Genomic DNA, 25,345 nt, shown 5'->3' with positions numbered 1-25,345 from the left:
AAATGAATGTCTCCCATTAAATTTAGGGAAACATTCATTTCAAATTATAATTAATTAAAACACTCAAAAATTTTTTCAAGAAAAGGGTATCACCTCAAAATCTGATTTTTTTTTTTTTTTTTGTGAGTATGTAATTACTGAATAATATTTGAATCTAAATTTTGCTTTATTTTAAAGGATTTATTTGGTTTTTGATTAGTTAAAATAATCTAACTTGTTTAATTAAAATTTAACCTTTTTAGCTAGTAAGTTGCTTCATTTTGTTTTATCTGATTTGAAAAAATAATAAAATCCAGAAGAAATTTCTTCTGGATTTTGTATTTAGTAAATTAATAATTAAAATGTGAATTCAACAATTTTATCATTTTCTACTACTAAGAATTTATCACCTGGTTCTGCTCCGTAAGTGCTTAATACTCTTCTTGCATGTGCAAAATCAGCTTTGATTTCTTTAAATAATTCTAACGATTCATTAGCAACAAACACTGAGGATGTAATTCCAAAACCGCCGATTAATTTTGCATCATTAATAATTCCGATAACAGCAGTGTTTGGTCTAAACTTAGCTATAGTTGATAATAATTGACCTGTTCTGGATAAAACAATTGCAAATTTTACTTCATTTTCTAAAGTATAATGAGCAATTTTGTGAGCAATGTATGCTCTTTTTCCAAATGAAGTTTTAGCCATCACTGAAAGTTGTTTTTTATAGAATAATTTGTTGTAAAACTCTCTTTCAGCTCTTTTGTTAATAGTAGCCATAACTTTTACCGATTCATAAGGGAATTGTCCTTGTGCTGATTCACCAGAAAGCATTGTTGCATCAGCTCCTAATTCTGTTGCCCAGTAAACATCAGTTACTTCGGCTCTAGTTGGTTGTGCTGATTTTTCCATTGAATCAAGCATTTGAGTAGCAACTATTACAGTTTTACCTGCGAATCTACACTTTCTAATAATGTTTTTTTGATAAAAAGGAACATCATAGTATGGAACTTCTAATCCAAGATCTCCACGTGCTATCATAATTCCATCTGATTCTTCAATAATTTCATCTATTTTTTGAACACCAACATGTGATTCTATTTTAGAAATAATTTGAATATGTGAACCACCATTTTCATTTAATAATTGTCTTAATTCTCTTACATTATCAGCTGAGTTAACAAATGAAGCTGCGATATAGTTAACACCTTGTTCAATTCCAAAAATAACATCTTTTTTGTCTTTTTCAGATAAAAATGGAAGAGAAAATTCTACACCTGGAAGATTTATTCTTTTATTAGATTTTAATACATGTGCATTTTTTGTTAAAACTGTAATTTTGTTAGGTTCAATGTCAACAACTGTTGACTGTAATTTACCATCATCAAATAAAACTTGATCACCAACTTTTAAGTCACGATCCATTTCATAAGACACAGTAACTACTTCTGATGTTCCTAAAAAGTTTTGGTAATCTTCTTGAGAAGTTAAAATCACAACTCTAGAATTTGATTCAATCAATTGTGAACCATCTGTCATTTTTCCAACTCTAATTTCTGGTCCTTTTGTATCAAGTAAAATAGAAACTGGAATATTTAAATCTTTAGAAATTTTTTTTGCATTATCAAATTTTGCTTTTTGTTCCTCATAGTCTCCATGAGAAAAATTAGCTCTAATTGTTGTAACTCCTGCTTGGATTAATTTTTTTAACAAATTATAATCCTGAGTAGAAGGACCAATTGTTGCTATTATTTTAGTTCTTTTTTCAATAAAATCTTTCATTAGTTACCTTTGTTAGTATATGTAATTTTTTTCTTTAAAAATTCTTAAAAATTATAATATTTTTTAGTGATTTTTAAAGTATTTTTAAGTTAGATTTTCATCGTTTTTTTGAAATTAATTTAAATTCAAGACCAAATTCTGTATTTATTTTTTCAACATAAAAATCAAACACTTCATCTGAATCAGATTTACTATTTTCTAAAATAATTTTTTGAATATTTTCAATTTCTAATGATTTTAAAAAAATAGTTATATTTTCATTATTAATTTCTAGTTCTACTTCATTTTCATAGTCAGAAAAATGATCAAGAAAATAAAAAACAAGTGATTTAAAAGGAATTTCTGCTTTATTTTGAAAAAATTTAAAATCAGAAATGAGTTTAATATTTTTTATATTTTCATTACTAGAAAATGCTTGTTTTAATATTTTATTATTAAAATGATGAATTTCTAAATCTTCAATTGCATTAGCAAAAAATGTATCAGTTTCAAGGTGAGTTAAAGTTTCTGGAATTTCCAATTTTTTAATTAAATTCATAGCAAAAGAAGACTCTTCAATAGATTTTAAATAGTTAGGAATGACTAAATCTTGTATTTTATTGTTTTCAAAACAAGCAAATGACAAGTGCTCAATCTTGTCATTTCAAACTATTTTTTTAATTTGATTATACATAAAGCTAGATTGGCCTATTTTTTTTAAATTTATTGGTAAAATAACTTTTTCTATAGTTTTTTTTGAAGCAGAAAAAGCAAAATCTGCAATTTCTTCTACTAAATCTAGACTTGATAAATCAAGCACATTATTATAATAAAAAGAACTATTGTTTAAAATCTCTTTTGCGTCTTGTTTAAAAATGATTTTTTTGTTCATATTTTCTCAATTTTTTCCTTTTTATGATTTTATAGCAAAAATTAATACAAATAAGTGTGAAAGGAGGTAAATGAATTATAAACTTACTAAATTAACAGAAGAAGAAAAATTTTCAATATCTGGAGCTGGAGTAGCTGCTGTTGCTACAGCAACTTTAACAGCTCTACCATCTGTAATTAATGTCCTGATGAATTTAATTGGAATGTTTAAAGGAGCAACATCTCATTCTGGCGAACTTAAAACCAAAGAAAACACAATTAAATGAGATAACTCTGAAACAAAAAATTCCGCTTCTAGTAAAAATCCTATATATTTTGTCTATTAATCATAAAAAGGCAGTTTTACTGCCTTTTTATTTTAGTTTAATTTAATGTTGTGAAAAACATTTTGAATATCATCATCTTCTAAAAAAGTATCAATTTTATTTAATAAATCTTCAGTGTTTTTTTCACTTAATTCCACTTCTTGATTTGGAAAATAACTAACCTCAACACTTAAGAATTCAACATTATATTTTTTTTCTAATTCTGTTTTTAAATTAGCAAATGCAGATGGTTCAGAGTAAACTACATATGATTCATCTTCAACAATGAAATCAGTTGCACCATTGTCTAAAACAAAAAGCATTAATTCATCTTCGTTAATTCCTGTTTTTGCGAACTCAAAATAACCTTTTTGTTCAAAAATATAAGGAATTGAATTTTGTTTTCCAATTTGACCATTGGCTCTTTTAAAAATAGCTTGTAAATTAGAAATTGCTCTATTGACATTATCAGTTAGAATTTGAACAATTATACTTACCCCATGTGGAAGGTTTCCTGAATATCAAATTTCTTTGTATTGAATCCCTTCTTTTCCTGAACCAGTAGCTTTTGCAATTGCTTTATCAATATTAGCTTTTGGCATAGATTTGGCTTTAGCTTTTGCAACAACAAGTCTAAGTGCTGAATTAGAATTTAAATCAGATCCACCTTTTGCTGCAGCAACCATTATTTCTTTGGAAAACTTAGCAAACATTTTAGATCTTAATGCATCTTGAGCACCTTTTCTATGTTTTATATTAGCTCATTTCGAATGTCCTGCCATATTAAAAATCCTTTAATTTCTTACTTGGTCTTGGTATTTTGTTTCTTTTATGCTGACTTATTTCGTGTAAATATTCTATTCTGTCAACAACTGATTTTTTTAACTTTGATTTATCTTGTAAAAATTGATCAAAATCTTTGTAGCTAAATTTCATTTCATCTTCATCTTTTTGGTTTTCTCATAAACCAGCAGAAGGAGCTTTGTTTAGAATTTCTTCATTAATTCCTAATTCTTTTGCTAAATTATAAACTTGGGTTTTACTCAAATTGACAATCGGTAGAAGATCGACACCACCATCTCCATATTTTGTAAAATATCCAATGTACATTTCTACTAAATTATCTGTTCCTAAAACTAGATAATTTTTTTCTTGAGCAATTGCATATAAAGTCGACATTCTCAGTCTTGGTTGCAAATTTGCTAAAGACATTTTATCTTCGAGTTTTAAAGTGTCAACAAAATTTTCGTATATATTAGATAAATTAATTTCTCTTGTTTGTATGTCAAATTTTTTAACTAATTTACTAATATCTTGTAAATCTTTAGACATATCTTTGATTTTCATCACGAGACCTAGAGAATCATTTGGAAAAGCTTTTTTTGCCAAAACAGCAACTAAAGCTGAATCAATTCCACCAGAAATACCTACTATAACACCTGACTTATTTGCTTTTTTTACTTGATTTTTTATTCAATTAACTAAATAATTTATATAGTTTTGATTGGAAGTCATAGTCTTTAAATTCTAACATATTTTTACAAATTTTGTTCTTTTTGCTTTATAACATAGTTAATTAAAATTGTCATTTTTCCTTCAAAAGTCAAAGATTTTGTTTTGTTTTTGATTAAAAAAACATCTCCAAACTTTACATTAAAATTATCAACTTTTCCTTCACCTTTTACAACTGTAACTTCGGCTCAGAAAAAGTCTTTTTTTAATCGTTTGTTAATTTTAGAATTGATTTCATTTTTTTCTAAATAAAAATATTTATTTTTAATAAGCAAGTTTTTTTGTCTAACTATTTTAGGTTTTAATTTAGGTTTTAAAGATTTAAATGCTAAATCTAAATGCAGTTCTCTTAATTGATTATTTTTATTTTTTCTATCATAATCATAAAATCTGTAAGTAATATCTGATGATTGTTGTAATTCAAAAACAAATGAATTTTTTGGAATTCCATGTAACATTCCAGATTTAATATATGTGAATTCATCTGTTTTTAAATTTACAAAGTTTAAAAAGTCAAAAATTTTTTTCTCAATTTTTTGTTTTATCTTCTTTTTTGAAGTTAATTTTGAACCAATGACAAAAGGAAAATCTGATGTTTTAAGTACATATCAGCATTCATCTTTGCCCAAACTATTGTGAAGTTGTTTTGCATTTTTATCATCAGGATGAACTTGAATGCTCAAATCTGATTTAGCATCAATAAATTTGGTTAAGTTTGGATATTCTCCTTGATAATTTCCAAAAAATTCTTTATTGTTTTTAAAAAAGTGATAAAGATTTTTTTCTTTTATTTCAGTATTTAAAATTAAACTAGCTTGATCTTCAAAAGCTGAAATTAATCAAGCTTCTCCTGCTAAAAAATCAAGGTTATAAAGTTTTTGTAAATTATTATTAGCTCATAAAACTTCTTTAAAATAGGGTTTTAAAAAAATAAGTTTAGACATAAAAATTACTCCTAATATTAGAGTTAAATTATAAATTTTTTTTAAAATTTAGTAATATTTAATAACAATGTTTTTAACAATAACTTTTTCACCTTCAGTTGATTTAATAATTCAAACACAAGATTTTGAAATAAATCAACTAAATAGATATAAAAATTTTAATATTTTTCCAGGAGGCAAAGGAATTAATGCTTCTGTGGTCCTAAATCGAATGGGTTTTACAAATCAAGCCATTTCTTTTTTTGATAATGATACTTTTAATAATTTAGCTTCATTTTGACAAAAAGAAAATTTAAATATTATAAATATTGCAAATAATAAAACAAAAACAACTAGATATAATGTAAAAATGTTTGCAGAAAATGCTTCATTTTTTGAACTAAATGGTCCTAAAAATGAAATTAGTAATTTTCAAAAAAATAAATTAAAGAAGATTTTAAATTCTTTAAATAAAAACGATTTTGTTTATATTTTAGGTGTTGTAGAAGAAGAATTATTAACACAAATTTGTGAAATTCTAAAGAAAAAACAAGTAAAGTTTGGTTTAGATATAGATACGAACAATATTGAAAAATTTTTGGCTTTTGAACCATATTTTTACAAACCCAATATTGATGAATTAAGAACTAATTTTAAACTAACAAAAGATGATAATATTTTGCAAACTTTAAAACAAATCCAAGCCAAAGGAAGTAAAAACATTTTACTTTCGTTAGGACAAGAAGGTTGTATCTTGCTTGATGAAAAACAAAATTTTTACAAATCTTGAGTAGAAACAAAAATAAAGGTTAAATCCACAGTTGGTGCTGGTGATACTTTAGGTTCTGTGTTTATAGCTAATTATTTAAAAACTAAAAATGTTGCTAAATCATTAATATTAGCTTCTGCTTGTGCTAGTTCTACTGTGTCTCAATGATGATTAACAAAGAAAAAAGAAGCACTTTCATTTAAAAAATATATAAAAATTAAAAAATTAAAAAATGATCAAACAAACAAAGATTTTATTTTATAACCAAAAAGGCCAAGGTGCAGGATATTACAATAATAAAATTGTTTATTTAGATTTTGTAATTTTAAGCGAAGTTGTAGCTTTTGAAATCACTGCAGAATTTAAAAATTATTATCAAGCAAAAGTTGCTGAAATTGTTCAAGCAAGTCAAAGAAGAAATTATAATTTACCTTCTAATTATGAACTAATTGGTGGTTATGAGTTACTTCATATGGACTTGATAGCTGAGCAAGAATATAAAGAATATGTAGTAAAAAATGATTTTAAAAATATAGCTAAAATTGATTTAGATAAAGAAATTAATATTGAGTATTTTCAAGGCAACAAAGAGTTCAGATATAGAAATAAAATCACTTTATTTGATGGTGCACTATATCAGAAGAAAACACATAATAAAATTTATTTAGATGATTTTTTGTTAACTGATATCAAACCGAAAACAAATTTAAAAGGTAAAATAATTTTAAGAAAATTAAATAAATTAATTATCGGAAGTAAAAAAGACATTGAATTATTTAATTTTGATGATTTACTTGGTTTGAGATTTAGAATTAATATTAATTCCTTCTATCAAGTAAATAAAGAAGTTGCTCAACATGCATATCAAAGAATTATAGACTTTGTACAAGAAGGTGATTTTGTTTTAGATCTTTATAGCGGAATTGGTACAATTTCACTTTTAGTGGCTCAAAAAGCAAAAAAAGTTATAGCTGTTGAAGAAAATAAATTTGCACATAAAGATGCTTTATTTAATCAAAAAATCAATAAAATAAATAATGTTAGCTTTAAAAATAAAGAAGTTTTTGAGTTTTTAAAAGATTTTGATGATTTAGTTGATACTATAATAGTTGATCCAGCACGTGAAGGTGTGCAAAAAGCTGCAATAAAAGAAATTTTACGTTTAAATCCAAAAAGAATTATATATTTGTCTTGTAATCCTGCAACTCAAGCTTATGATTTTTCACTATTAAAGCACAAATACAAGATTATATTTTTTGAAATTCATAATATGTTTGTTAAAACTTTTCACATTGAAAATTTAATTTGTTTAGAAAGAAAATAAAAATTTTACTTTTTTAAAAAAATTTTGTATAATTCAAACTTAATTATTAATAATTATAAAACATAAATTTTAATATTAATTTCAAAGGAGAAACGTGCAAGACGGTCTAGATATTTTTATGCAAGTACTTTCTTATGGAGGAGCAATAGGTGTAGCTATTTTCTCCATACCTGAGGTTATAAATATCGCAAGATTCAAGAGAACTCATCATTTAAATAAAATTTTATTTATTATTTTGTTTTTAGCATCATTATGTTTTTTTGTTTCAGGTGTTTATTTCTGTATTAAATCCACTGAAGTAGCATTTCAAGCAGCTGTTACTACAGCAAACGGTATTTCAATGCTTTCTTCTGGTTTCATTTTAGTTCAAAAATTCTGAAACATTCATAACGCTAAAAAATTAGGAATTACAGAAGCTGAATTTGCACAAAAAAGAGTTAAAAAAGTATAGAAATAACTAAACAGTATTTTAAAAAAACCAGAATTAATTCTGGTTTTTTTAAAATATATTTTGTAAACAATTATTTTTTGAGTCTGTTAAGTTTTGCAACTGCATTTCTAGCTGCTTCTCAAACTATTTCTGAATAAGTAGGATGTGGATGAATTGCATCTGCAACTTCGTAAACAGTAGTTTCTAAGTCAACAGCAACTACTAATTCACTAATAATATCTGTAGCCACTGCTCCTAAAATATGAACACCAATAATTTCACCGAATTCTTTATCAACTAATAATTTTGCAAAACCTTGTGTTTCGTTTGTAGCAATCGCTTTACCAATGTGACCATATGAAGCTTTACCAACAATAAAGTCAATACCTTTTGCTTTCGCTTGTTCTTCTGTTAATCCAATTGAAGCAATTTCTGGATTTGTGTAAATACATGCTGGAACAGTTTTATCTGAGTATTTTTCTTTTTTACCAACAATATTTGCCACAGCAACAACAGCATGTCTATACGCTACGTGAGCTAGCATTGATTTTCCGCTAACATCACCAATTGCATAAACTCCTTCAACATTAGTTTTACAAAATTCATCAGCTACTAATTCAGATCTTGGTCCTAATTCAAGACCAACTTCTTTTAGACCTTGAGTATTTGGTACTCTTCCAACTGAAACTAAAGTAAGTTCAGATTTAATTCTGTGTTCTTGATTATCAACTGTGTAAACAACTTCATCGTTTTCAAATCTTTGAGTTGTTGCATTTGTAACGATTTTTACACCTAATTTTTCTAAATTAGCACTTACTTGCTTTGAAATTTCACTATCAAGGTTAGCTAAAATTAATGGTAGGTTTTGTAAAATAGTAACTTTTGTTCCTGCGGTTGCAAATATTTGTGCAAATTCAACCCCAATAACTCCTCCACCTACAATAGTAATAGACTTTGGTTGTTTTTCTAAGTTAATTGGTTCTTTTGAAGTAATAACTTTACCTGATTGGTAAGCTTGTGCAAAACCTGGTAAATCAATTTTTCTATCTGTAGAACCAGTTGCAATAATTAAGTTTTTACCACGGTAAACTTTTCCGTTTACTCTAATTACATGACTTGCTAAAAATTCAGCTTCTCCAACTTCTGATTTAGCTTTTGCAGCTCTTACAATTCCTTGAACACCACCTACTAATTTAGCAACAACATCTCTTTTACGTTGATGCATTTTTTCTCAACTGAGTTTAAATGGAACTGTGTGCCCAATTACTCCATAATCAGAAGCGTGGTTAACTAGTTCTAATACTTCAACGCTTTTTAGCATTGCTTTAGTTGGAATACATCCAACATTTAAACAAACTCCACCTCAAAATTCTTTTTCAACAATTAAAGTTTTTAGACCGTTTTGTCCTGCTTCTGATGCGGCTAAATAACCACCAGGACCTGAACCAATAACGATAACGTCAAACTCTTCATCAACAGAACCTGAGTATGTTGTTCCTTTAGATTTAGCTTCTGCTTGTTGTGCTAAAGCTCTTTCACGCATCGCTGCTCTTCTACTTAATGCGCTTGCTGGTTTGTTTTCTGCTGTTGTAGTTGATTTAGGTTTTGTAAAAGCACTTAAATCAAATAGTTCATTAGATACTTTAACTTCTCCAACAACTGATGCTCCACCTTCTTCTTGTGGTTCTTCTTTTTTAGGTGCCTCTGTTGTAGGCGCAGGTGCTGCTTCTTCTGCAGAATCACCTTTTCCATCATCGATGTGAAAAATTTCTTGTCCCACATGAATTGTATCACCTTGTGCCATTAAGATTTTAACAACTTTTCCTGTTGCAGGAGAAGGAATTTCTGAAGTCATTTTATCAGTTTCAACTGAAAATAATGAATCTCCTTCTTTAACCATATCTCCTTCTTTGACAAAGATTTCACCTACAACTCCTTCGTGTAGACCCTCACCAATATCGGCGAATTTAAACTTAAACATATTTCTCCATTTTTTTAGAATGTTTTTAAATATTTTTAAACTTTGCAACTTTAAAGTTGCAAAGTTTAAAAAATGAAAATTCGATTAATTATTTGTTGTGAAATTAAATTATACCTAAAATTTCTGGTTTTTCAAGTAATTCTTTTACTCTAGAAATAAATCTTCCAATTGTTCCACCATCTACTCAACGATGATCAGCAGCTACTGTAAGATGCATTACTTTACCTTCAGTTGCTTGTCCATTTACTCAACGAACATTTGATTGGATAGCTCCAACTCCAGCAATAGCGATTTCTGGGAAGTTAATAACTGGAACTCCATATAATGCACCAACTGATCCATAATTGGTAATTGTAAATGATCCACCAGACATTTCTGATGCTTTAATTTTTCTTTCTCTTGCAGCTTTTGCTAAACGATTAATTTCTAGTCCAATTTGTACCATTGATAAGTTTTGTGCATCTTTGATAACAGGAACCATTAAACCAGCATCTGTATCCACTGCAATTCCTAAATTAATTGTTGAAGGATAAACAAGTGATTCAGTTGCTTCATCATACTTAGCTGCTAAAATAGGAAACTCTTGAAGCGCAATTAAAATAGCTTTAGAAATGAAGGATAAAAAGGTAATTTTTAATCCTGTTGTTTTTTGAATATCTTCAACTACTTTTTTTCTTAAATATCATAAGTTAGTAACATCAATTTCATTTACTAAGTTAACATAAGCAACTGAAGATCATGAATTTTTCATAGCTCTAGCAATTGCTTTTCTAATTGGAGCAACTTTTTCGACTTTTCCACTAAGAGCTTCTGAAGTTGAAGAAGCTGCAACTGGATTAGGAGTTGCTGGGGTTTGTTGTATTGGAGCAACTGATGCAGCTGGAGCTGGAGCAGCTGGAGTTGGTTGTGGATTTTTAGAAAATGCAATAACATCTTCTCTCATAACCCTACCACCTGGACCTGTTCCTTTTACTAAATCAATGTTAATGCCTAATTTTTCTGCTAGCGATCTTGCTAGAGGAGTTACAAATCTTTTTTCCATTTTTAAATATCCTTGAATTTCTTTTAGCCTTCGAAGCTCATTACTTCTTTAATTTTGTTGAGAATTTTTTTGTCGTTAATTGCGTGGAATCCTTCACCTCTTGCTAAAGGAACAGTAATGTCATATCCTGTTAATCTTGCAGGAGGCGCTAATAAGAATTCAAATGCTTTCTCATTTACTCTTGTAATAATTTCAGCTGAAACTGAAAATGATTTAACAGCTTCGTGAACAACTAAAAGTCTTCCAGTTTTTTTAACAGAGTTAATAATTGTATCTGTATCTAAAGGAGAAATTGTTCTTAAATCAATTAATTCTACAGAGTATTCTCCATTTAATTGTTTTAAAGCAGCTAGTGCTTCGTGAACTTGTGCTCCATATGTTACTAATGTTAAATCAGAACCTTCTACTAATACATTTGCTTTACCAATTTCAACTTCATAAATTCCTGCTGGAACTTCTTGTTTGAATGAACGATAAATTTTCTTAGGTTCTAAGAAAATAACTGGATCTGGGTCGTTAATAGCTGCGATTAATAATCCTTTTGTATCATAAGGAGTTGAAGGCATAACAACTTTTAATCCTGGAATGTGTGCATATAAAGCTTCAATTGCTTCTGAGTGGTGTTCTAGAGCTCTAACTCCACCTGCCATTGGCATTCTAACAACCATAGGTACAGTAAATCTTCCTCTTGTACGATTTCTATATCTTGCTGCATGAGCCATAAGTTGTTGAAATGCTGGATATGAGAATCCTTGAAACTGCATTTCAACCACTGGTTTTAATCCATAAAGTGCTGCACCTACACCAACACCTGCAATAGTAGCTTCAGCAATTGGAGCATCGAATACACGTGAGATTCCAAATTGTTTTTGAAGTCCTTCAGTAGCTCTGAAAACTCCACCTTCAAATCCAGCGTCTTCTCCTCAAAGAACAACTGTTGGATCTTTTTCCATCATTAATGCAAGTGCATCTGTAACTGCACCAATGTTATTTAATGCTTTTGTTGACATAAATTATTTACCTTCCTTTGCATAGTAATCTTTAGCGTGTTGTTTTTGCTCTTTTAACTCTTGAGTTAATGTTGCATATGTGTGGTCAAAAATTTCATCTAATTGAGTGTCTAATTCTTTTAATGATTCTTCATAAGTTGTTTTAACTTTATCTAAAGAAGAGTCTCAAATTTGTTTAATTTCTTCATCAGTAATGTACTTTTTGTCTTTTAAGTATTTTTCAATTCTGTGGAATGGTTCTCATTTTTCGTGTTCTTTTTCTTCTTCTTCTGTACGGTAAATTCTTGGATTATCTGAAGAAGTATGAACACCTTGTCTTCAAGTTAAGAACTCTACTAAAACAGGCCCATTTCCTTCACGTGCCCATTCAACAGCTTCTTTAATTACTACATATGATGCTAGTAGATCATTACCATCCACTATAACACCTGGTATTCCAACTGCTTCTGCTTTTTGAGCAATAGTTTTAGATCCTGATCCATATTTGAAAGGAGTCGAAATTGCTCATTGGTTGTTGTTTACAGTAAATACAGCTGGTCATTTTCAAATGCTTGATATGTTCATAGCTTCATAAAATTCACCTTCACCTGTTCCACCGTTTCCTACAATTGACATAGCAACAGTTTTTTTACCTTGTAATTTTGCTGCATAAGCAATTCCTGCTGCATGCGAATATTGAGTTGCTATAGGAATGTTAATTGGTAAAACATTAACACCCACTGGAGTTACTGAACCTCTTTCTTGTCCGTTTCAGTAAAGTAATTGGTTTTTAATTGGAACTCCTAAAGCTAACATTGTTGCATTAGATCTAAAAGCTGGTGCAAATCAATCTTCTTTTTTAAGCGCAAAAGCACTAGCTACTTGTAAAGCTTCTTCTCCAAAGTTAGGTGCGAATGAAAGCATTCTTCCTTGTTTTTGTAATTGAGTCATATAAGTATCTTGTTGACGTGATAATACCATTCATTTATAAGCGTCTAATAATTGATCTTTTGTTAATTCAGTATCAACGTTTTTATCTATTAAATTACCATTAATATCTAAAAATCTTACTTGTTCATCATATGAACGCATAACATGATCTTTTTTAATGTATTTAAAATTCATTTTGCTCCTTTTATAGTTCTATTTAGTATTTTAATTATACTAAATTATTTTATATTATTTATGAAGACTTTATGAAAATAAAATAAAAAAGCAAATATTACTTTGCTTTTTTAAAATATTAATTATATAGCCTTGAAATAGGAATTAAATAAACCCTTTTTTTCTAAGTGTTTTTTTAGTTTTTGCACTTACTTTTAGAGTTTGTTTCACACCATTTACTTCAACAACTACTTTTTGTAAATTTAAGTTGAATTTTCTTTTTGTTGCATTTAAAGCGTGTGAACGATTATTTCCACTTAAAGGACCTTTTCCTGTGATATCATCTTTTCTTGCCATAGTATTATCCTTTATTTAATGTGCCTTTTACTTGTGATACTATTTTTGCAAATGTTTCTGGTTCATTAATTGCAAGCTCAGAAAGCATTTTTCTGTTAATTTCAATGTTGGATTTTTTAAGTCCGTTAACTAATTGTGAATAACTAAGTCCAAGTGATCTAGAAGCTGCATTAATTCTGCTTATTCATAATTTACGAAAATCTCTTTTAACTTGTTTTCTATCTCTAAATGCATATGTTCAGGATTTTACAACTGCTTGTTTAGCAACTTTATAACCTACTGACTTGTGTCCTCAATAACCTTTAGCTAATTTTAATCATTTTTTTCTTCTTGATCTTGTGACAGTTCCACCTTTTACTCTCATTGGTAAAATCTCCTTTTAATTATTAAAAATATTGATAAATTTATTAAATTAAGTCTTTTATTCTTTTGTAATCAGAAGAGGACATTAATGTTGCGTGTCTTGACTGTCTTTTTTGCTTTGTAGATTTATTTTGTGCTAAATGAGAACGATATGCATGTTTGTGTTTGATTTTTCCAGAAGCAGTTACTTTAATTCTTTTTTTAAGTGCTGATTTTGTTTTTGCTTTAGGCATTAGTTTCTTCTTCCTTTATAGTTTTTTCAAAATCAATTAATTCCTTTATTTGTTTTGAAGAAGTAAATTTGGGTAATTTTTTCTTATCACGTTCAATATGAAGAGTTAAAAAATTACCAACTGATTGCATTTCTTTACTTAATTTTGCAATCGATTTTACTTCATCAAAAAAAGAATTTAAAATTAATTTACCTTGTTCAGGTCTTGTATTTTCACGCCCTCTAAGACGAAGAGCCACTTTTACTCTGTCGTTATCTAATAAAAATTCTTTGGCTTTTTTTGCTTTGATTTTTATATCATTTAAATTGATTCCAAAAGATAAACGAATTTCTCTATTGTTTGTGAAAGATTGTTTTTCTTTTTCAACTTTTTGTTTTTTCTTTCTTTCATACTTAAATTTTCCATAATCCAAGATTTTAGCAATTGGTCTTGGTGTACCACTTGAATTATCTATTGAAAGAACTACTACATCGAGTTTTTGTTCTTTTGCCATTTCAATAGCTTCTCTTGTTTCAATTATCCCAATTTTTTCATTATCTGAGCCGATAAGAAAAACTTTGACAAATGGAATATTTCTGTTTACTCAATGTTCTTGAACTGGTTTAGAACGTGAAAAATTTTTAGGATTTGGTTTGGAAATAATTTTTCCTCCTTGGATTAAAAAATAAAAAAGTGGTAAATCCACTTTCTCAGCAAAACAAAAATTATTATTAAAAATAATAACAAATTAGTATTTTGTAGCCTTTACCTATGAACACTTATTCATCAGGTGAGAGTGAATCTTCTTTCTGCAATAATTTCTAATTGCCATTTCATTATACAAAATTTTTTAAAAAACAGAAGCAAAACTTAAAAACTTATAATAAAAATAAAAAAACAAACTAATTCTCTCTTTGCAAGAAATTAATTTGTTTTTCGTTTAAAAATTTAATTTCAAATAATTATTTGTGCTTTTGAATCAACTCTTTTAATTTGTTAAAATCAATTTGTTGGTGAACATCAGAATTTGCTTCTACTTCTAAAACTGTTCCGTCTTTGTCTAAAATTAAAAATCCTCTATTTAATAAGAAAATTTCATCAATTAAAAATCCAGCTTGTTGCCCAAATGATCTTCTTCTGTGATCTGAATAAAATTCGATATTGTCTTTTCCATTCATTCCCAATCATTGTCCAATTGCACTTGGTAAATCAACTGAAACCGAAATAAATCTAACATCATTAAATTCGTGCGCTAATTCACTAATGCCTTTGGTTTGCTCATCACAAACAGAAGTATTTATTGAAGGAAAAACAGATAAAACAGCTAATTTATAAGCTTTTTGTCCTTCAAGGTTTTCATCAAATTTTGAAATTGTAATAGGTTGAAAAGTTTTATCTGTTAATTCTAATTGAATTTTTGTTCCTACTTTAATTAATTCTGTTATTAATTTATATTTTTTATTTTTAAATGTTGTTGTCATTTTACTCCTTTTTGCTTTTGACTTGTTTTTTTAGTTTTTTGAAAAACTTCTTATCTTTTTTGTCCGGATATTTTGCTCAATAAGAAATTTTAGTGTAGTAATTTATATTATTATAAGAAATTATCAATGTATTTTCTCAATTATTTTTGACAAATTCATAAATTAAAACTTCATTAAAATATTGGTTAGTTTCTAAATTATTGCTAATTAATTTTAGATGTGGTGTTTTAGAGAGTGAATTTTGCAATGCTTTTATATTTAATTTGCTTTGCATAGTGTATTCTCAATATTTTGTATTACTTGTTTTTGATAATAATTTGTCATTAATTTGTGAATATATTTGATTTTTATTGTTGTTCAAATATTTAACTAAATGAAGTAAAATGAAGATATTTGAAGAAAAATTATCAATTGGTTCTAAAGAATAATTAATTTTTTGACTTAAAGAAATATTGATTTTTTCTTGTTGGTTATCTCTAAAAAAATGACTATCTTGATTTGATAAGAAGTTTACGTTATAAAAATTAAAATTTTCAAATATTCCAAGCGGTAGTTCTGAATTTACTAAAATATAATCTTGATTTTGCTTTTGATTTATTTGGTTTTCGTTAGTAAAATAAGAATTAAATTTTAAAGGATTTTGAGATCTTTGTTGTGTTTTGTCAATAACATTTGGTTGTTTTGTTTCAAATGTTGGATTTTGTGCAAATGGTGAAGGATTTACGTTACTATTTTGAGTTTGTGTAGATCGAAATTGAAACTGATATGTTAGTGAATTAGAATCATTAACCAATGTTGAAAATGATTCAAAATCAGGAAGTTGATTAAAAGTTTGTTGTTTTTTGTCAATTAAAAATAATAAAATATCTCAGTTATTTAATTTTACATATTTGTATTTATTTCTAATGTAAAAATCAATTTGCTCTAAATTATTTGCGTTCACTATTATGTCGCATTCTTTTTTGAAAAGTAGTAAAAACAAGGAAATTCTAAAAGGTCTTACAGATTTGTGAATAGTAAAACCAAGTTGCTCTAATAAATCCAAAGAACTTCATTTAGATTTGGTAGAAATAAATAATTTTGTGTCTTTTGCAACATCATTACTTATTTGAAATTGATTTCTAATTTCTTTTAATCGATTTTGCTCTTGCATATCATAATAAACATTTTGATTTCATTCAAATTTAGAAATTTTGTTGAATTTTTTATTATGACTTTGATAAATTAATTCAATTGCTGAATTATAAAAAATATGATAGAGTTCTTGGTCTAAAAAGTAAAATAATCTATTTCTGATTTCTAAAATAACTTTATTTGAATGTGGATCATTGTAAAAATAAAACACTAAAATTGCTTTATTTTCTACATCATCACTCATATTTGTGTCTAATCAATATTTTAAAGTTTCTTTATCAATATTTTCTTGTTTTTGAGATTTTTTAACTCAATAAGTTTTTAATTTGTAATGTCTCAAACTTCTATAGAATTTTTTAAAAATATTTGTTTTAGAAGTTAAATTATGAGCAAAAATAATTGGTCTATGTATAAATTTAGATTCTTTAATATTAATTTCATTTTGAGCTAAAGCATTATCATAGATTTTTTCTAGTCCAATTAAAATTGTTTTTGCAAAGTTATGAAGTGAAATATTGTTTATTTTGTTATAACCTAGTCCATATTCAAGATAAATTAAATTTGAATTACCTGAAAAAAAAGGAACAAAAAAAGGCTCTGTTGAATTTTTAAAATCTACTTTTTTAAGTTGATTTTTCTTAAAAAATCTATATTTTAGAAAGTTTTTTCATTTTTGTTCTTCTTGATCTACTAAAAAATATTTTTGTGGAGCTGTATTAAAAGTATTTGAATTTGAGTCTAAAAATTGTGAAGGTTCATACTGAATTTCTAAAAAAGAGTTTTTGTAATTTGGAGCATTAAATGTACTAGTATTTTGTTGATTAAACTCTTGTGAATATTGAAATGGATTATTTTGAGTATAATTTGCAAATTGATTTGATTTTAAACTCTTTTGTTGATTTTGTTGTGATGTAACATTTGAAAATTGATTATTTGAAACAAAATTTTGAGATTGTGCTGATTTAAGATTAGTATATTGTTCATTTGCTTGGGTTGGATTTGATGAAAAATTACTTGATGTATTAGTTGAATAATCTATAAATTGTTTTGATTTTGGAGTTGGGTTAAATTGTTGATTATTGAAAGAATTTTGTTTTGGATTTTGGAGCTTATAATCCGAAAATTGTGCTTGATTTACAAAGGATTTTTCTTGTGAATTTTGTTTTGAATATGCTTGATTTGTAAAGGAATTTTGTTGCTGATTTTGTAATTGATTCGTTCTTTGTTGATTCTTAAAAGAATTGCTAAAATTATTCGATTTGCGATTTTGTGATTGATTTTGATTATTGTTTATTTTCATGATGTAATTACATATGGCGAGGGTTAAAGGATTCGAACCTTTACTAACGGGTTTGGAGTCCGTGGTACTGCCATTATACTAAACCCCCTGACTTAAATTGTTAATTTTTATTTTCCAAATTTAAAGTTACAAATATCTCCATCTTGAACAAGATAATTTTTACCTTCTAGTCTTTGTTTTCCTTGTTCTTTTGCGTTTTTTTCACCTTTTGCTTCAATAAAATCATTATATGATATTATTTCTACTTTAATAAATTTTTTTTCAAAATCTGAATGAATTATTCCTCCGCATTGTGGTGCAGTGTATCCTTTTTTAAAAGTTCAAGCACGAACTTCTTTTACACCAGCAGTGAAATAATTTGCTAAATTTAAAAGTCCAAAAGCTTCTCTAGTTAAAATTTCCAAACCTGGTTCCTTAAGATGGTATTCAGTTAAAAATGCTTCTTTTTCTTCAGGATTTAATAAACTAATCTCATATTCTATTTGCACTGAAATAGGAATTATTTTATTATTTTCTGCTTTGGCAATTTTTTCTAGTTCTAAATAATATTTGTTTTGTTGCGGATTTTGAATAGAAGCTTGATCAATATTAGCAACATATAAAACTGGTTTTAAACTTAAAAGTTGTCAACTTTGAAGAATTTTTAATTCATCTTCTGTGTAATTTAACACTCTTGCTGGTTGACCTTGTGTTAGAATGTCTTCAATTTTTTTTGCTAATTCATATTCAATTTTAAGTGTTTTGTCAGTTGTATTTTGTGCTCGTTTAGCAACTCTTTTTAAAACATTTTCAACTACTGAAAGATCAGATAAAATTAATTCTAAATTTATAACTTCAACATCTGCTTTTGGATCTATTTTGTTAGCAACGTGAATAACTTTGTTATCATCAAAACAACGCACCACGTGAATTATTGCATCCACATCACGAATATTTGCTAAAAATTTATTTCCTAATCCTTCACCTTTTGAAGCTCCAGCAATTAATCCTGCAATGTCAACAAAGGAAAAAGTAGCATAGACTATTTTTTCTGGATTAACTATTTTTGCAATTTCGTTTAATCTTTTGTCTTTGATTTCAACAACTGCTACACTAGGATCAATAGTAGCAAAGGGATAATTTGCAATTTCAACTTGAGAAGAAGTAAGTGCTGAAAAAAGACTGGATTTTCCAACATTAGGAAATCCAACAATACCTGCTTTTAATGACATAATTTCAATTATAATAAAAAAATTTTTAGAATTAACTAAAAATTTTTTTATTAATTTTTACCTTCTTACTCTTTCACCAACAAAAGCCATAAGAGCTATCATTCTTGCTCTTTTAATTGCTAATGATACTTGTCTTTGGTGTTTGGAACATGATCCTGTAATTCTTGAAGGTTGAATTTTTCCATGTGGATTTACAAATTTTTCTAAAACTTCAACATTTTTATAATCTATGTAAACTGTTTGAGTTTCGCAAAAGTGGCAAGGTTTTTTCTTTAATTTCTTTTTGTTTTTTTTGTTCATAATAATTCCTTTTTATTTTTCCATAGGACTAAAATTTCAATCAATGAATATATCGTCATCATCTTCCTCAGTTTCATCTTCAAATTCATTAGTTGGTGCTAGATTGTCAGAAATTGTTTCAGCTTTTGAAGTATTTGCATTGATAAAAGTGGGTTCATTAACTGTTTCTGAAGTGTTTTTCAAAGAAGGTTTTGCTGTATCAGAAACATTTTTCTTTTTTCTTTGTTCTAATTGTTCTTTTGTTTCTAAAGATCTAAAAGAATCTACAACAACATCTAAAGTAAAGACATTTGTTCCATCATCTTTTTGATATCTACCTGATGATAAATAACCTTCAATTAAAATTAATGAACCTTTTGTTGATAGTGTGTAAATATTAATTGCATGAAATCTTCAAGCTACCACTGGGATAAAATCAGTGATTTCTTCAGAATCTGCACTGAATTTTCTTCTTTCAATTGCTAAATTAAATCTAAGATAATCAAGACCTGATTTAGTTCTATTTAAAACCAAATCATTAACTATTCTTCCAACTAAAATGACTTTATTCATAAATTTTACTCTTTAGTTTCTGTTGTTTTTTCTTCTTTTTTCGCTGTGTGAGCTACTTTAGAATCTTTTGCTGGTTTTACAGTTTTTGGTTTTCTTAGCACTTTGTCTTGTTCATTTTGTTTTGAAGAATCTGTTTCTTCTGATTTTTTAACAAAAGGTTTTTTGACAAATGGTTTTTGAAAACTTTTACCTTCTTCTGTTGAAGTTGTTGGTTTTTTAGAAGAGAAAAATTTGTGTTTACCATTTTTTCTAGGTCTGAAAGTTTTGTGCATTCCTCTTTCAGAATCTAGATTAATAACTAAAAATCTTAAAACTTGTTTTTTGAGAATATTTACTCTTCTGACAAATTCTTCGATTAAACTTTCCTCAGATTTTAAGTTAGCTAAAACAAAAATTCCTTGTTTGTGTTTTTTAATTTCGTATGCTAACTCTGTTCTTTCAAGTTTTTCAATTTTTTCGATGTTCTTAGCATCAAAAACAGATTTTAAAACGTCTTCAATTACTTTTAAATCTGTTCCTGGAGCTAAAACAGTCATAATTTCGTACTTTGACATGTACTCTCCTTTTGGTCTTATTGGATCTACAACATATAGATCAAGGATTTTATTAATTGTAGTTTGTTATAATGTAGGAAATTATTATAACATAAAAATTGAATTTTTTAGTACTAAACTTTAATTAATGAGCTAACGTCATATTTTTTAAGTTTTTCAATTCCGTTTAAAAATCCTAATTCAAGTAAAAAGATTACTTTATGAACAACAGCACCTTGAGATTCGATTAAGTTAATAATCGCTTTCATTGTTCCGCCAGTAGCTAAAACATCATCAATAATTGCTACTTTTTGGCCTTTTTTCAACATATTAGTTTGGATTTCTAGAGTTGATTTACCATATTCTAAATCATACTCAAAACTAATAACGTCTCCTGGTAATTTTTTAGGTTTTCTTACCATAATAAAAGGTTTTTTTAAAAAAGCTGCAGTAGGTGTCCCAAACAAGAAACCTCTTGCGTCTGGACCTATAATAACATCTGCATCTTTAGCTAACTCAGCCATTTGATTAATTGTGTAATTTAGCACTTCTCCATTTGCTAAAAGTGGTGAAATATCTTTAAATACAATCCCTTCAATTGGGAAATCTTTAACATCTCTGATGTATTCTATTAAATTGATTTGATTTTTTTGCATTTCTTTTAAATAGTACACTATTTTAAAAAAAAATAATAATTATTTTTAAAATTGATTTTTATTAGCTCTGTTGTAAATTTTTCTTCTTTTTAACATTGCGTTTATTTTTGAGGTATTCAAAAAAAATCGGCATTCCTGAAATTGCAAAAAATGCTACTAAAATCAACACTTTTATAAGTCTGGGCACTAATATATCTTGTGCATCTTTGATTCAAAATAAAGCTAATAAATCCAAAATGGGAACTCCAATTGAAAAAATTAAAATTATTCAAATTACAACTAAAGAAATTATTGAAAAAGGAACAAAATACTTAAATTTAGTTACTTTTACTTTATTAGTCTTCCTGTTTTTTAAACCACCAAAAATTGCTATTCCTATAAAAGCAAAAGAAATAAGGGCAGATCAATTACCTAAAATATCAGCAAGTGAATAAAGACTATCTAATCTTACTCCGTAATTATTATATTTACTATCATCTATAAAAGCAAATGTTCCGATTAAAAACAAAATTATTATAAAAACTGTAGAAAAAAGAAGCAAAATTATCGTTCCTACTATTGGTTTTTCAACATTTAATTTGCTTTTATATTTACTTAAAAATTTAAAATCTCCTTGTAAAATTAACTCTTCTACTAGCCTTGGTCCTCACAAAGTAAAAGCATTTAAAATTCCTAAAATTCCCAATGCAATAAAAATATTTGTAAATCCTAAAACATTAGAAATTAAAGTATCATTTCATTTTAAATCATTTTTAAGAACATAAATAAATGAAGAAATTGAACCATCACCTACTATTGACATTGCAATAGCTAAAAGAAGATAAATAACTGTTACAATAATTAATCCAAACAAAATTGCCAAAGGTGTTTTTTTAGGTTCTTTCATCTCGCTTTGAATTCCTGTAGCTGCAAAAAATCCTTCATATGTGAAGAAAATTGCTGCTAATGATAAAACAAAACCAAAGCCTGGAATTGTATATTTTAAACTTTCTTTGTTTTCTACGATTTCTTTAATATCTACAAAAACTGGTTTTGAATTCAGTTTAGCTGCACCACCTGAAGAAAACATAATAAATGAAACAACAACAACCAAAATAATCGGAAGAAATTTAAACACTAAAATTATTTTGTTATGTCAATTTGCTAATTTAGAACTTAATCCAACTAAAGCAAAATAATAAACAAAAACAAGAACAATAATTAAAACTATAAATCAATCTAAATGAAAATGAAAATCTGCATTTGGAGTTAACGAAAAAGCTTGATAAGCATCTTGCAGCGTTTGCACAAAATAAAGCGGCATTGAAAAATAGGTAAGCGGTAAGTAAATGAAAATTATAAAATTACGAGATAATTTGTAGATAAATTGTGAATTAAATCGTTTATTTCATTCAATTAACGAATTATTAGAATGAGTAGAAACTGAAGAAATTTCAAGCAAAGAAAAAGCCATTGCAATAATTGCAAAACTAGATAAAACCCATGCAAAAATAGCCAAAGTTAGATAGTATCCAGAGCCTTCAAGAACTGATCTTGACTTAAAAAAAATTCCTGCTCCAATACAAGATCCTAAAACTATTAACAAAGCACTAGCAAAACTAATTTTTTGTCGCTTTGCTAACTTTTGATCTGAACTTGCTTGCATTGAATTTTCCTTTCTTTTTCTTCATTTTCTTGATTTAGTATATAATTAAACACAATATATGCCATCATAGCTCAGTCGGTAGAGCACATCCATGGTAAGGATGGGGTCGCAGGTTCAATCCCTGTTGTTGGCACCATATCGATTTATCGTTAATTTGATTAAGACGCAAAAATATTTGTGTCTTTTTTATTTAAAAAATGAAAATAAAATTAATTAAATAAGTTTTAAAATTTCTTGACCAATTGCATCTGAATTACAATCACCAATAACTTTTGTAGCTACTTGAACTAAATCAGGTGTTGCATGTTTCATTGCAAAGCCTATTTTAGCATTTTTAATCATCAAAAAATCATTAGAAGAATCTCCAAATGCAACTACATTATCAAAAGATCAATTATTAGAATTTAAAATAAATTGTATACAGTTAAATTTATCAACATCTAAAGGATTAATATCAACAAAAATCCTATTTGTAATAGTGACTTTATATTTATCTTTTAGCTCTACAGCTAATTTGTTGTAAATAACTTTAGTGGTAGCTTCTGAATTTCTAAAAGCAAATTGAGAAATCGATGTATTATTATCAATAAGATTTTTCATTTGTGCATATGAAATTAGATTATATGCTTTTAAATCCATTTGTGCTTGTGAAGATAATCAATCATACTCTTTTTGTGGTGAAAAAAGAAAAGCATCATCTGGAGTAGAGATCGCACTTAAACAGTTATATTCTAGAGCAATGTCAAATAAAAGTTGCAAAGTTTTACTATCAATGAACCCATTTAAATAGGATTTTTGCTTTGCAATATCATAAATTATTGTTCCATTGTTAGATACTAAATAATCAAAATATGGATACATATCTGAAATTACTTTAGTTGTTTTTAATCCTCTACCAGTTGCAATTATATTAACATGATCTAAAGAATGAGCTTTTTTAATCGCTGCTAATGTTGTTTCATTAATCAAGTTATTATGTTGTAACAAAGTACCATCTAAATCGTAAACAAATATTTTTTTCATTATTTTTTAGCCTTTAATTGTGGAAATAAAATTACTTCACGAATAGATGTTTTGGAAGTTAAGAGCATTACAAGTCTGTCAATTCCTATTCCACAGCCACCAGCTGGTGGCATTCCGTATTTTAAAGAATCAACAAAATCATAGTCAATTTCATTTGCTTCTTCATTTCCTAAATCTTTTTCTTTTATTTGATTTTCAAAACGCTGTAATTGATCCTCAGGATCATTTAATTCATTAAACATATTAGCAAATTCTTTTTTAGCAATAAAAAGTTCTGCTCTTTGTGTGAAACGAGGATCTTTTTCATCCTTTTTAGCTAATGGAGAAATTTCAATAGGATGTCCATAAACAAAAGTTGGCTGAATAAGTTTGGGTTCAACAAATTCTTCAAAAAGAGCATTAATAATATGACCTGATTGATAAAATTTTTCAATTTTGATATTGTGTGCTTGAGCAATAGCTTTTAACTGTTCAAATGATTGTGTTTTTAAATTAATTCCTAAAATTTCCGAAGTTTTATCTACTAAATCAAATTTATTAAATGGTAAATTAAAATCAATTTCGTACTCACCAAAAACAATTTTTTTATTTTTAATGTTTAATTTATCAACTAAAAATTTGAAAATTGCTTCTGTTCTTTCCATCATTGTTTCTAAATTAGCATATGCCTCATAAAACTCTATTGAAGTAAATTCAGGATTGTGAGTTGTATCCACTCCTTCATTTCTAAAGATTTTTCCAATTTCATAAACTCGATCTAAACCACCTACTAATAATTTTTTAAGTGGTAATTCTGTTGCTATTCTTAAATAAAAATTTGCATGTAACGAATTATAAAAAGTAGTAAAGGGACGAGCGCTAGCTCCTGTTAATAAAGATTGTAAAATCGGAGTAGTAACTTCCATATAATTGAGGTTATCTAAAAACTGTCTAATTAAAGAAATAATTTTTGTTCTGGTGAAAAAAACTTGTTTTGTTTCTGGATTTGAGATTAAATCTAAATAACGTTTTCTATATTTTTCATCAACATCATTAATTCCATGGAATTTATCAGGCAAGGGTTTTAAAGCTTTAGTAAGAAGTTGTAGTTTATTTACTTTTAAAGACAATTCATTGGTTTTAGTTTTAAAAACAACACCTTGTGCTTGGATAATATCACCCAAGTCAAGAAGTTCAAATAAGTCTTTATTTTCTTCGATTTGAAGTAATTTTTTATCATAATAAAGTTGAATTTTATCAAAATAACTATTAATAATTATAAAAGGTCCACGCATTGCAACTATACGACCTGCAACATTGATAATAACACTTTTTTGTTCAAGTTCTTCTTTACTAAAAACATCAAATTCAGCAACTACTTCTTGCCAATTAGTATTTTCTAATTTAGTTTCTGAATAAGCTGGAATGTTTTTTTTATTTAATAACTCAACTTTTTTTTGCCTTACTAATTCTTGCTCTGATAATTTATTTATAGACATGTTTTCCTTTTAATTTTATTTCTTACTTTAATAAAAAGAACATTAAATTAGACAATTTAATGCTTTTTATAATGAATTTTAAATATT

27 protein-coding genes and 2 tRNA genes are annotated in these 25,345 nt (G+C 27.1%); 5 read left to right on the top strand and 24 right to left on the bottom strand.

All coding sequences use genetic code 4. The annotated features are described in order from the left end of the window. Positions 1-336 precede the first annotated feature (336 nt). The gene (gene pyk / locus F801_RS0101305) at positions 337-1,764 is read right to left on the bottom strand and encodes a pyruvate kinase (RefSeq protein WP_013302326.1); all 1,428 of its coding nucleotides are present in this window, start codon (positions 1,762-1,764) and stop codon (positions 337-339) included. Between the two features lie 73 nt (positions 1,765-1,837). Then, positions 1,838-2,635 carry a leucine-rich repeat domain-containing protein gene (locus F801_RS0101300; protein WP_020104529.1) on the bottom strand — a complete coding sequence of 266 codons (798 nt, stop codon included), beginning with the start codon at positions 2,633-2,635 and terminating at the stop codon, positions 1,838-1,840. 70 nt (positions 2,636-2,705) lie between these two features. Here F801_RS0101300 and F801_RS0101295 point away from each other — a divergent pair, with 70 nt between their 5' ends. After that, positions 2,706-2,960, top strand: a complete 255-nt coding sequence (locus tag F801_RS0101295; RefSeq protein WP_014582746.1) for a hypothetical protein — start codon at positions 2,706-2,708, stop codon at positions 2,958-2,960. Between the two features lie 32 nt (positions 2,961-2,992). On the opposite strand, the gene F801_RS0101290 is transcribed toward F801_RS0101295, so the two are convergent. Genes F801_RS0101290 through F801_RS0101280 form a run of 3 tightly spaced genes read right to left on the bottom strand, consistent with a single transcriptional unit; the run spans position 2,993 to position 5,395 of the window. After that, entirely contained in the window at positions 2,993-3,721 is a 729-nt protein-coding gene (locus tag F801_RS0101290) for a YebC/PmpR family DNA-binding transcriptional regulator (RefSeq protein ID WP_015084240.1), read from the bottom strand. A 1-nt stretch (position 3,722) separates the two neighbouring features. Continuing rightward, complete coding sequence (nadE, locus tag F801_RS0101285) at positions 3,723-4,454, bottom strand: NAD(+) synthase (RefSeq protein WP_013302329.1); 732 nt, start codon at positions 4,452-4,454, stop codon at positions 3,723-3,725. A gap of 23 nt (positions 4,455-4,477) precedes the next feature. Beyond that, a complete protein-coding gene (locus tag F801_RS0101280; RefSeq protein ID WP_013302330.1) occupies positions 4,478-5,395 on the bottom strand; it encodes a type I phosphomannose isomerase catalytic subunit in 918 nt (305 codons plus the stop codon). A 67-nt stretch (positions 5,396-5,462) separates the two neighbouring features. Between F801_RS0101280 and F801_RS0101275 the strand changes: the two genes are divergently transcribed. The 3 genes from F801_RS0101275 to F801_RS0101265 all read left to right on the top strand — a co-directional run bounded on the left by F801_RS0101275 (position 5,463) and on the right by F801_RS0101265 (position 7,918). Then, positions 5,463-6,407: a PfkB family carbohydrate kinase gene (locus F801_RS0101275; RefSeq protein ID WP_013302331.1), complete on the top strand. Its 945-nt coding sequence runs from the start codon at positions 5,463-5,465 to the stop codon at positions 6,405-6,407. After that, on the top strand, positions 6,376-7,467 hold the full coding sequence (locus F801_RS0101270; protein WP_014335659.1) for a class I SAM-dependent RNA methyltransferase: 1,092 nt from the start codon (positions 6,376-6,378) through the stop codon (positions 7,465-7,467). The genes F801_RS0101275 and F801_RS0101270 overlap by 32 nt, the downstream gene beginning before the upstream one ends. 94 nt (positions 7,468-7,561) lie before the next feature. Continuing rightward, positions 7,562-7,918 carry a hypothetical protein gene (locus F801_RS0101265; RefSeq protein WP_014335660.1) on the top strand — a complete coding sequence of 119 codons (357 nt, stop codon included), beginning with the start codon at positions 7,562-7,564 and terminating at the stop codon, positions 7,916-7,918. A gap of 70 nt (positions 7,919-7,988) precedes the next feature. Here the strand turns inward: F801_RS0101265 and lpdA are convergent, their stop codons facing one another. From lpdA to F801_RS04015, 17 genes are all read right to left on the bottom strand, one after another. Continuing rightward, entirely contained in the window at positions 7,989-9,878 is a 1,890-nt protein-coding gene (gene lpdA / locus F801_RS0101260; protein WP_020104528.1) for a dihydrolipoyl dehydrogenase, read from the bottom strand. A 103-nt stretch (positions 9,879-9,981) separates the two neighbouring features. Continuing rightward, entirely contained in the window at positions 9,982-10,920 is a 939-nt protein-coding gene (locus tag F801_RS0101255; protein WP_014335662.1) for a 2-oxo acid dehydrogenase subunit E2, read from the bottom strand. Between the two features lie 23 nt (positions 10,921-10,943). Beyond that, positions 10,944-11,930 carry an alpha-ketoacid dehydrogenase subunit beta gene (locus F801_RS0101250; protein WP_013302336.1) on the bottom strand — a complete coding sequence of 329 codons (987 nt, stop codon included), beginning with the start codon at positions 11,928-11,930 and terminating at the stop codon, positions 10,944-10,946. A gap of 3 nt (positions 11,931-11,933) precedes the next feature. Then, positions 11,934-13,034, bottom strand: coding sequence for a pyruvate dehydrogenase (acetyl-transferring) E1 component subunit alpha (gene pdhA, locus F801_RS0101245; RefSeq protein ID WP_020104527.1), 1,101 nt, complete (start codon positions 13,032-13,034; stop codon positions 11,934-11,936). Between the two features lie 144 nt (positions 13,035-13,178). Continuing rightward, positions 13,179-13,370, bottom strand: a complete 192-nt coding sequence (gene rpmB, locus F801_RS0101240; protein ID WP_013302338.1) for a 50S ribosomal protein L28 — start codon at positions 13,368-13,370, stop codon at positions 13,179-13,181. A 4-nt stretch (positions 13,371-13,374) separates the two neighbouring features. Continuing rightward, the gene (gene rplT / locus F801_RS0101235; RefSeq protein WP_013302339.1) at positions 13,375-13,734 is read right to left on the bottom strand and encodes a 50S ribosomal protein L20; all 360 of its coding nucleotides are present in this window, start codon (positions 13,732-13,734) and stop codon (positions 13,375-13,377) included. A 43-nt stretch (positions 13,735-13,777) separates the two neighbouring features. After that, entirely contained in the window at positions 13,778-13,966 is a 189-nt protein-coding gene (rpmI, locus tag F801_RS0101230; protein WP_013302340.1) for a 50S ribosomal protein L35, read from the bottom strand. Then, complete coding sequence (gene infC, locus F801_RS0101225; RefSeq protein ID WP_013302341.1) at positions 13,959-14,651, bottom strand: translation initiation factor IF-3; 693 nt, start codon at positions 14,649-14,651, stop codon at positions 13,959-13,961. The genes rpmI and infC overlap by 8 nt, the downstream gene beginning before the upstream one ends. A 256-nt stretch (positions 14,652-14,907) precedes the next feature. After that, positions 14,908-15,426 carry a redoxin domain-containing protein gene (locus tag F801_RS0101220; RefSeq protein WP_013302342.1) on the bottom strand — a complete coding sequence of 173 codons (519 nt, stop codon included), beginning with the start codon at positions 15,424-15,426 and terminating at the stop codon, positions 14,908-14,910. Position 15,427: 1 nt separating this feature from the next. Beyond that, positions 15,428-17,860, bottom strand: coding sequence for a hypothetical protein (locus F801_RS0101215; protein WP_020104526.1), 2,433 nt, complete (start codon positions 17,858-17,860; stop codon positions 15,428-15,430). A gap of 14 nt (positions 17,861-17,874) precedes the next feature. Continuing rightward, positions 17,875-17,948, bottom strand: a tRNA-Trp gene (locus F801_RS0101210). A 19-nt stretch (positions 17,949-17,967) separates the two neighbouring features. Next, entirely contained in the window at positions 17,968-19,071 is a 1,104-nt protein-coding gene (gene ychF, locus F801_RS0101205) for a redox-regulated ATPase YchF (RefSeq protein WP_020104525.1), read from the bottom strand. A gap of 57 nt (positions 19,072-19,128) precedes the next feature. Next, positions 19,129-19,371, bottom strand: a complete 243-nt coding sequence (gene rpsR / locus F801_RS0101200; RefSeq protein WP_013302345.1) for a 30S ribosomal protein S18 — start codon at positions 19,369-19,371, stop codon at positions 19,129-19,131. Between the two features lie 12 nt (positions 19,372-19,383). Next, complete coding sequence (locus tag F801_RS0101195) at positions 19,384-19,923, bottom strand: single-stranded DNA-binding protein (RefSeq protein WP_014335666.1); 540 nt, start codon at positions 19,921-19,923, stop codon at positions 19,384-19,386. A 5-nt stretch (positions 19,924-19,928) separates the two neighbouring features. Further along, positions 19,929-20,477 (bottom strand): 30S ribosomal protein S6, encoded by a 549-nt coding sequence (gene rpsF, locus F801_RS0101190; RefSeq protein ID WP_020104524.1) that lies wholly within the window; start codon positions 20,475-20,477, stop codon positions 19,929-19,931. A gap of 113 nt (positions 20,478-20,590) precedes the next feature. Beyond that, the gene (locus F801_RS0101180) at positions 20,591-21,112 is read right to left on the bottom strand and encodes an adenine phosphoribosyltransferase (RefSeq protein WP_014335668.1); all 522 of its coding nucleotides are present in this window, start codon (positions 21,110-21,112) and stop codon (positions 20,591-20,593) included. A gap of 61 nt (positions 21,113-21,173) precedes the next feature. Next, positions 21,174-22,757 carry an APC family permease gene (locus F801_RS04015; RefSeq protein ID WP_013302349.1) on the bottom strand — a complete coding sequence of 528 codons (1,584 nt, stop codon included), beginning with the start codon at positions 22,755-22,757 and terminating at the stop codon, positions 21,174-21,176. Between the two features lie 60 nt (positions 22,758-22,817). Between F801_RS04015 and F801_RS0101170 the strand changes: the two genes are divergently transcribed. Then, positions 22,818-22,893, top strand: a tRNA-Thr gene (locus F801_RS0101170). Positions 22,894-22,970: 77 nt separating this feature from the next. Here the strand turns inward: F801_RS0101170 and F801_RS0101165 are convergent. Together F801_RS0101165 and lysS are read right to left on the bottom strand one after the other, a co-directional pair. After that, the gene (locus F801_RS0101165; protein ID WP_020104523.1) at positions 22,971-23,780 is read right to left on the bottom strand and encodes an HAD-IIB family hydrolase; all 810 of its coding nucleotides are present in this window, start codon (positions 23,778-23,780) and stop codon (positions 22,971-22,973) included. Continuing rightward, positions 23,780-25,258, bottom strand: coding sequence for a lysine--tRNA ligase (lysS, locus tag F801_RS0101160; protein WP_020104522.1), 1,479 nt, complete (start codon positions 25,256-25,258; stop codon positions 23,780-23,782). Before lysS ends, F801_RS0101165 begins: the two co-directional genes overlap by 1 nt. Positions 25,259-25,345: the final 87 nt, after the last annotated feature.

The sequence above is a fragment of the Mesomycoplasma hyorhinis ATCC 17981 genome, from assembly GCF_000383515.1.
Taxonomy (GTDB): domain Bacteria; phylum Bacillota_I; class Bacilli_A; order Mycoplasmatales; family Metamycoplasmataceae; genus Mesomycoplasma; species Mesomycoplasma hyorhinis.
The sequence above is the reverse complement of the archived record's forward strand: the minus strand, read 5'-3'. Positions and strand labels throughout refer to the sequence as shown.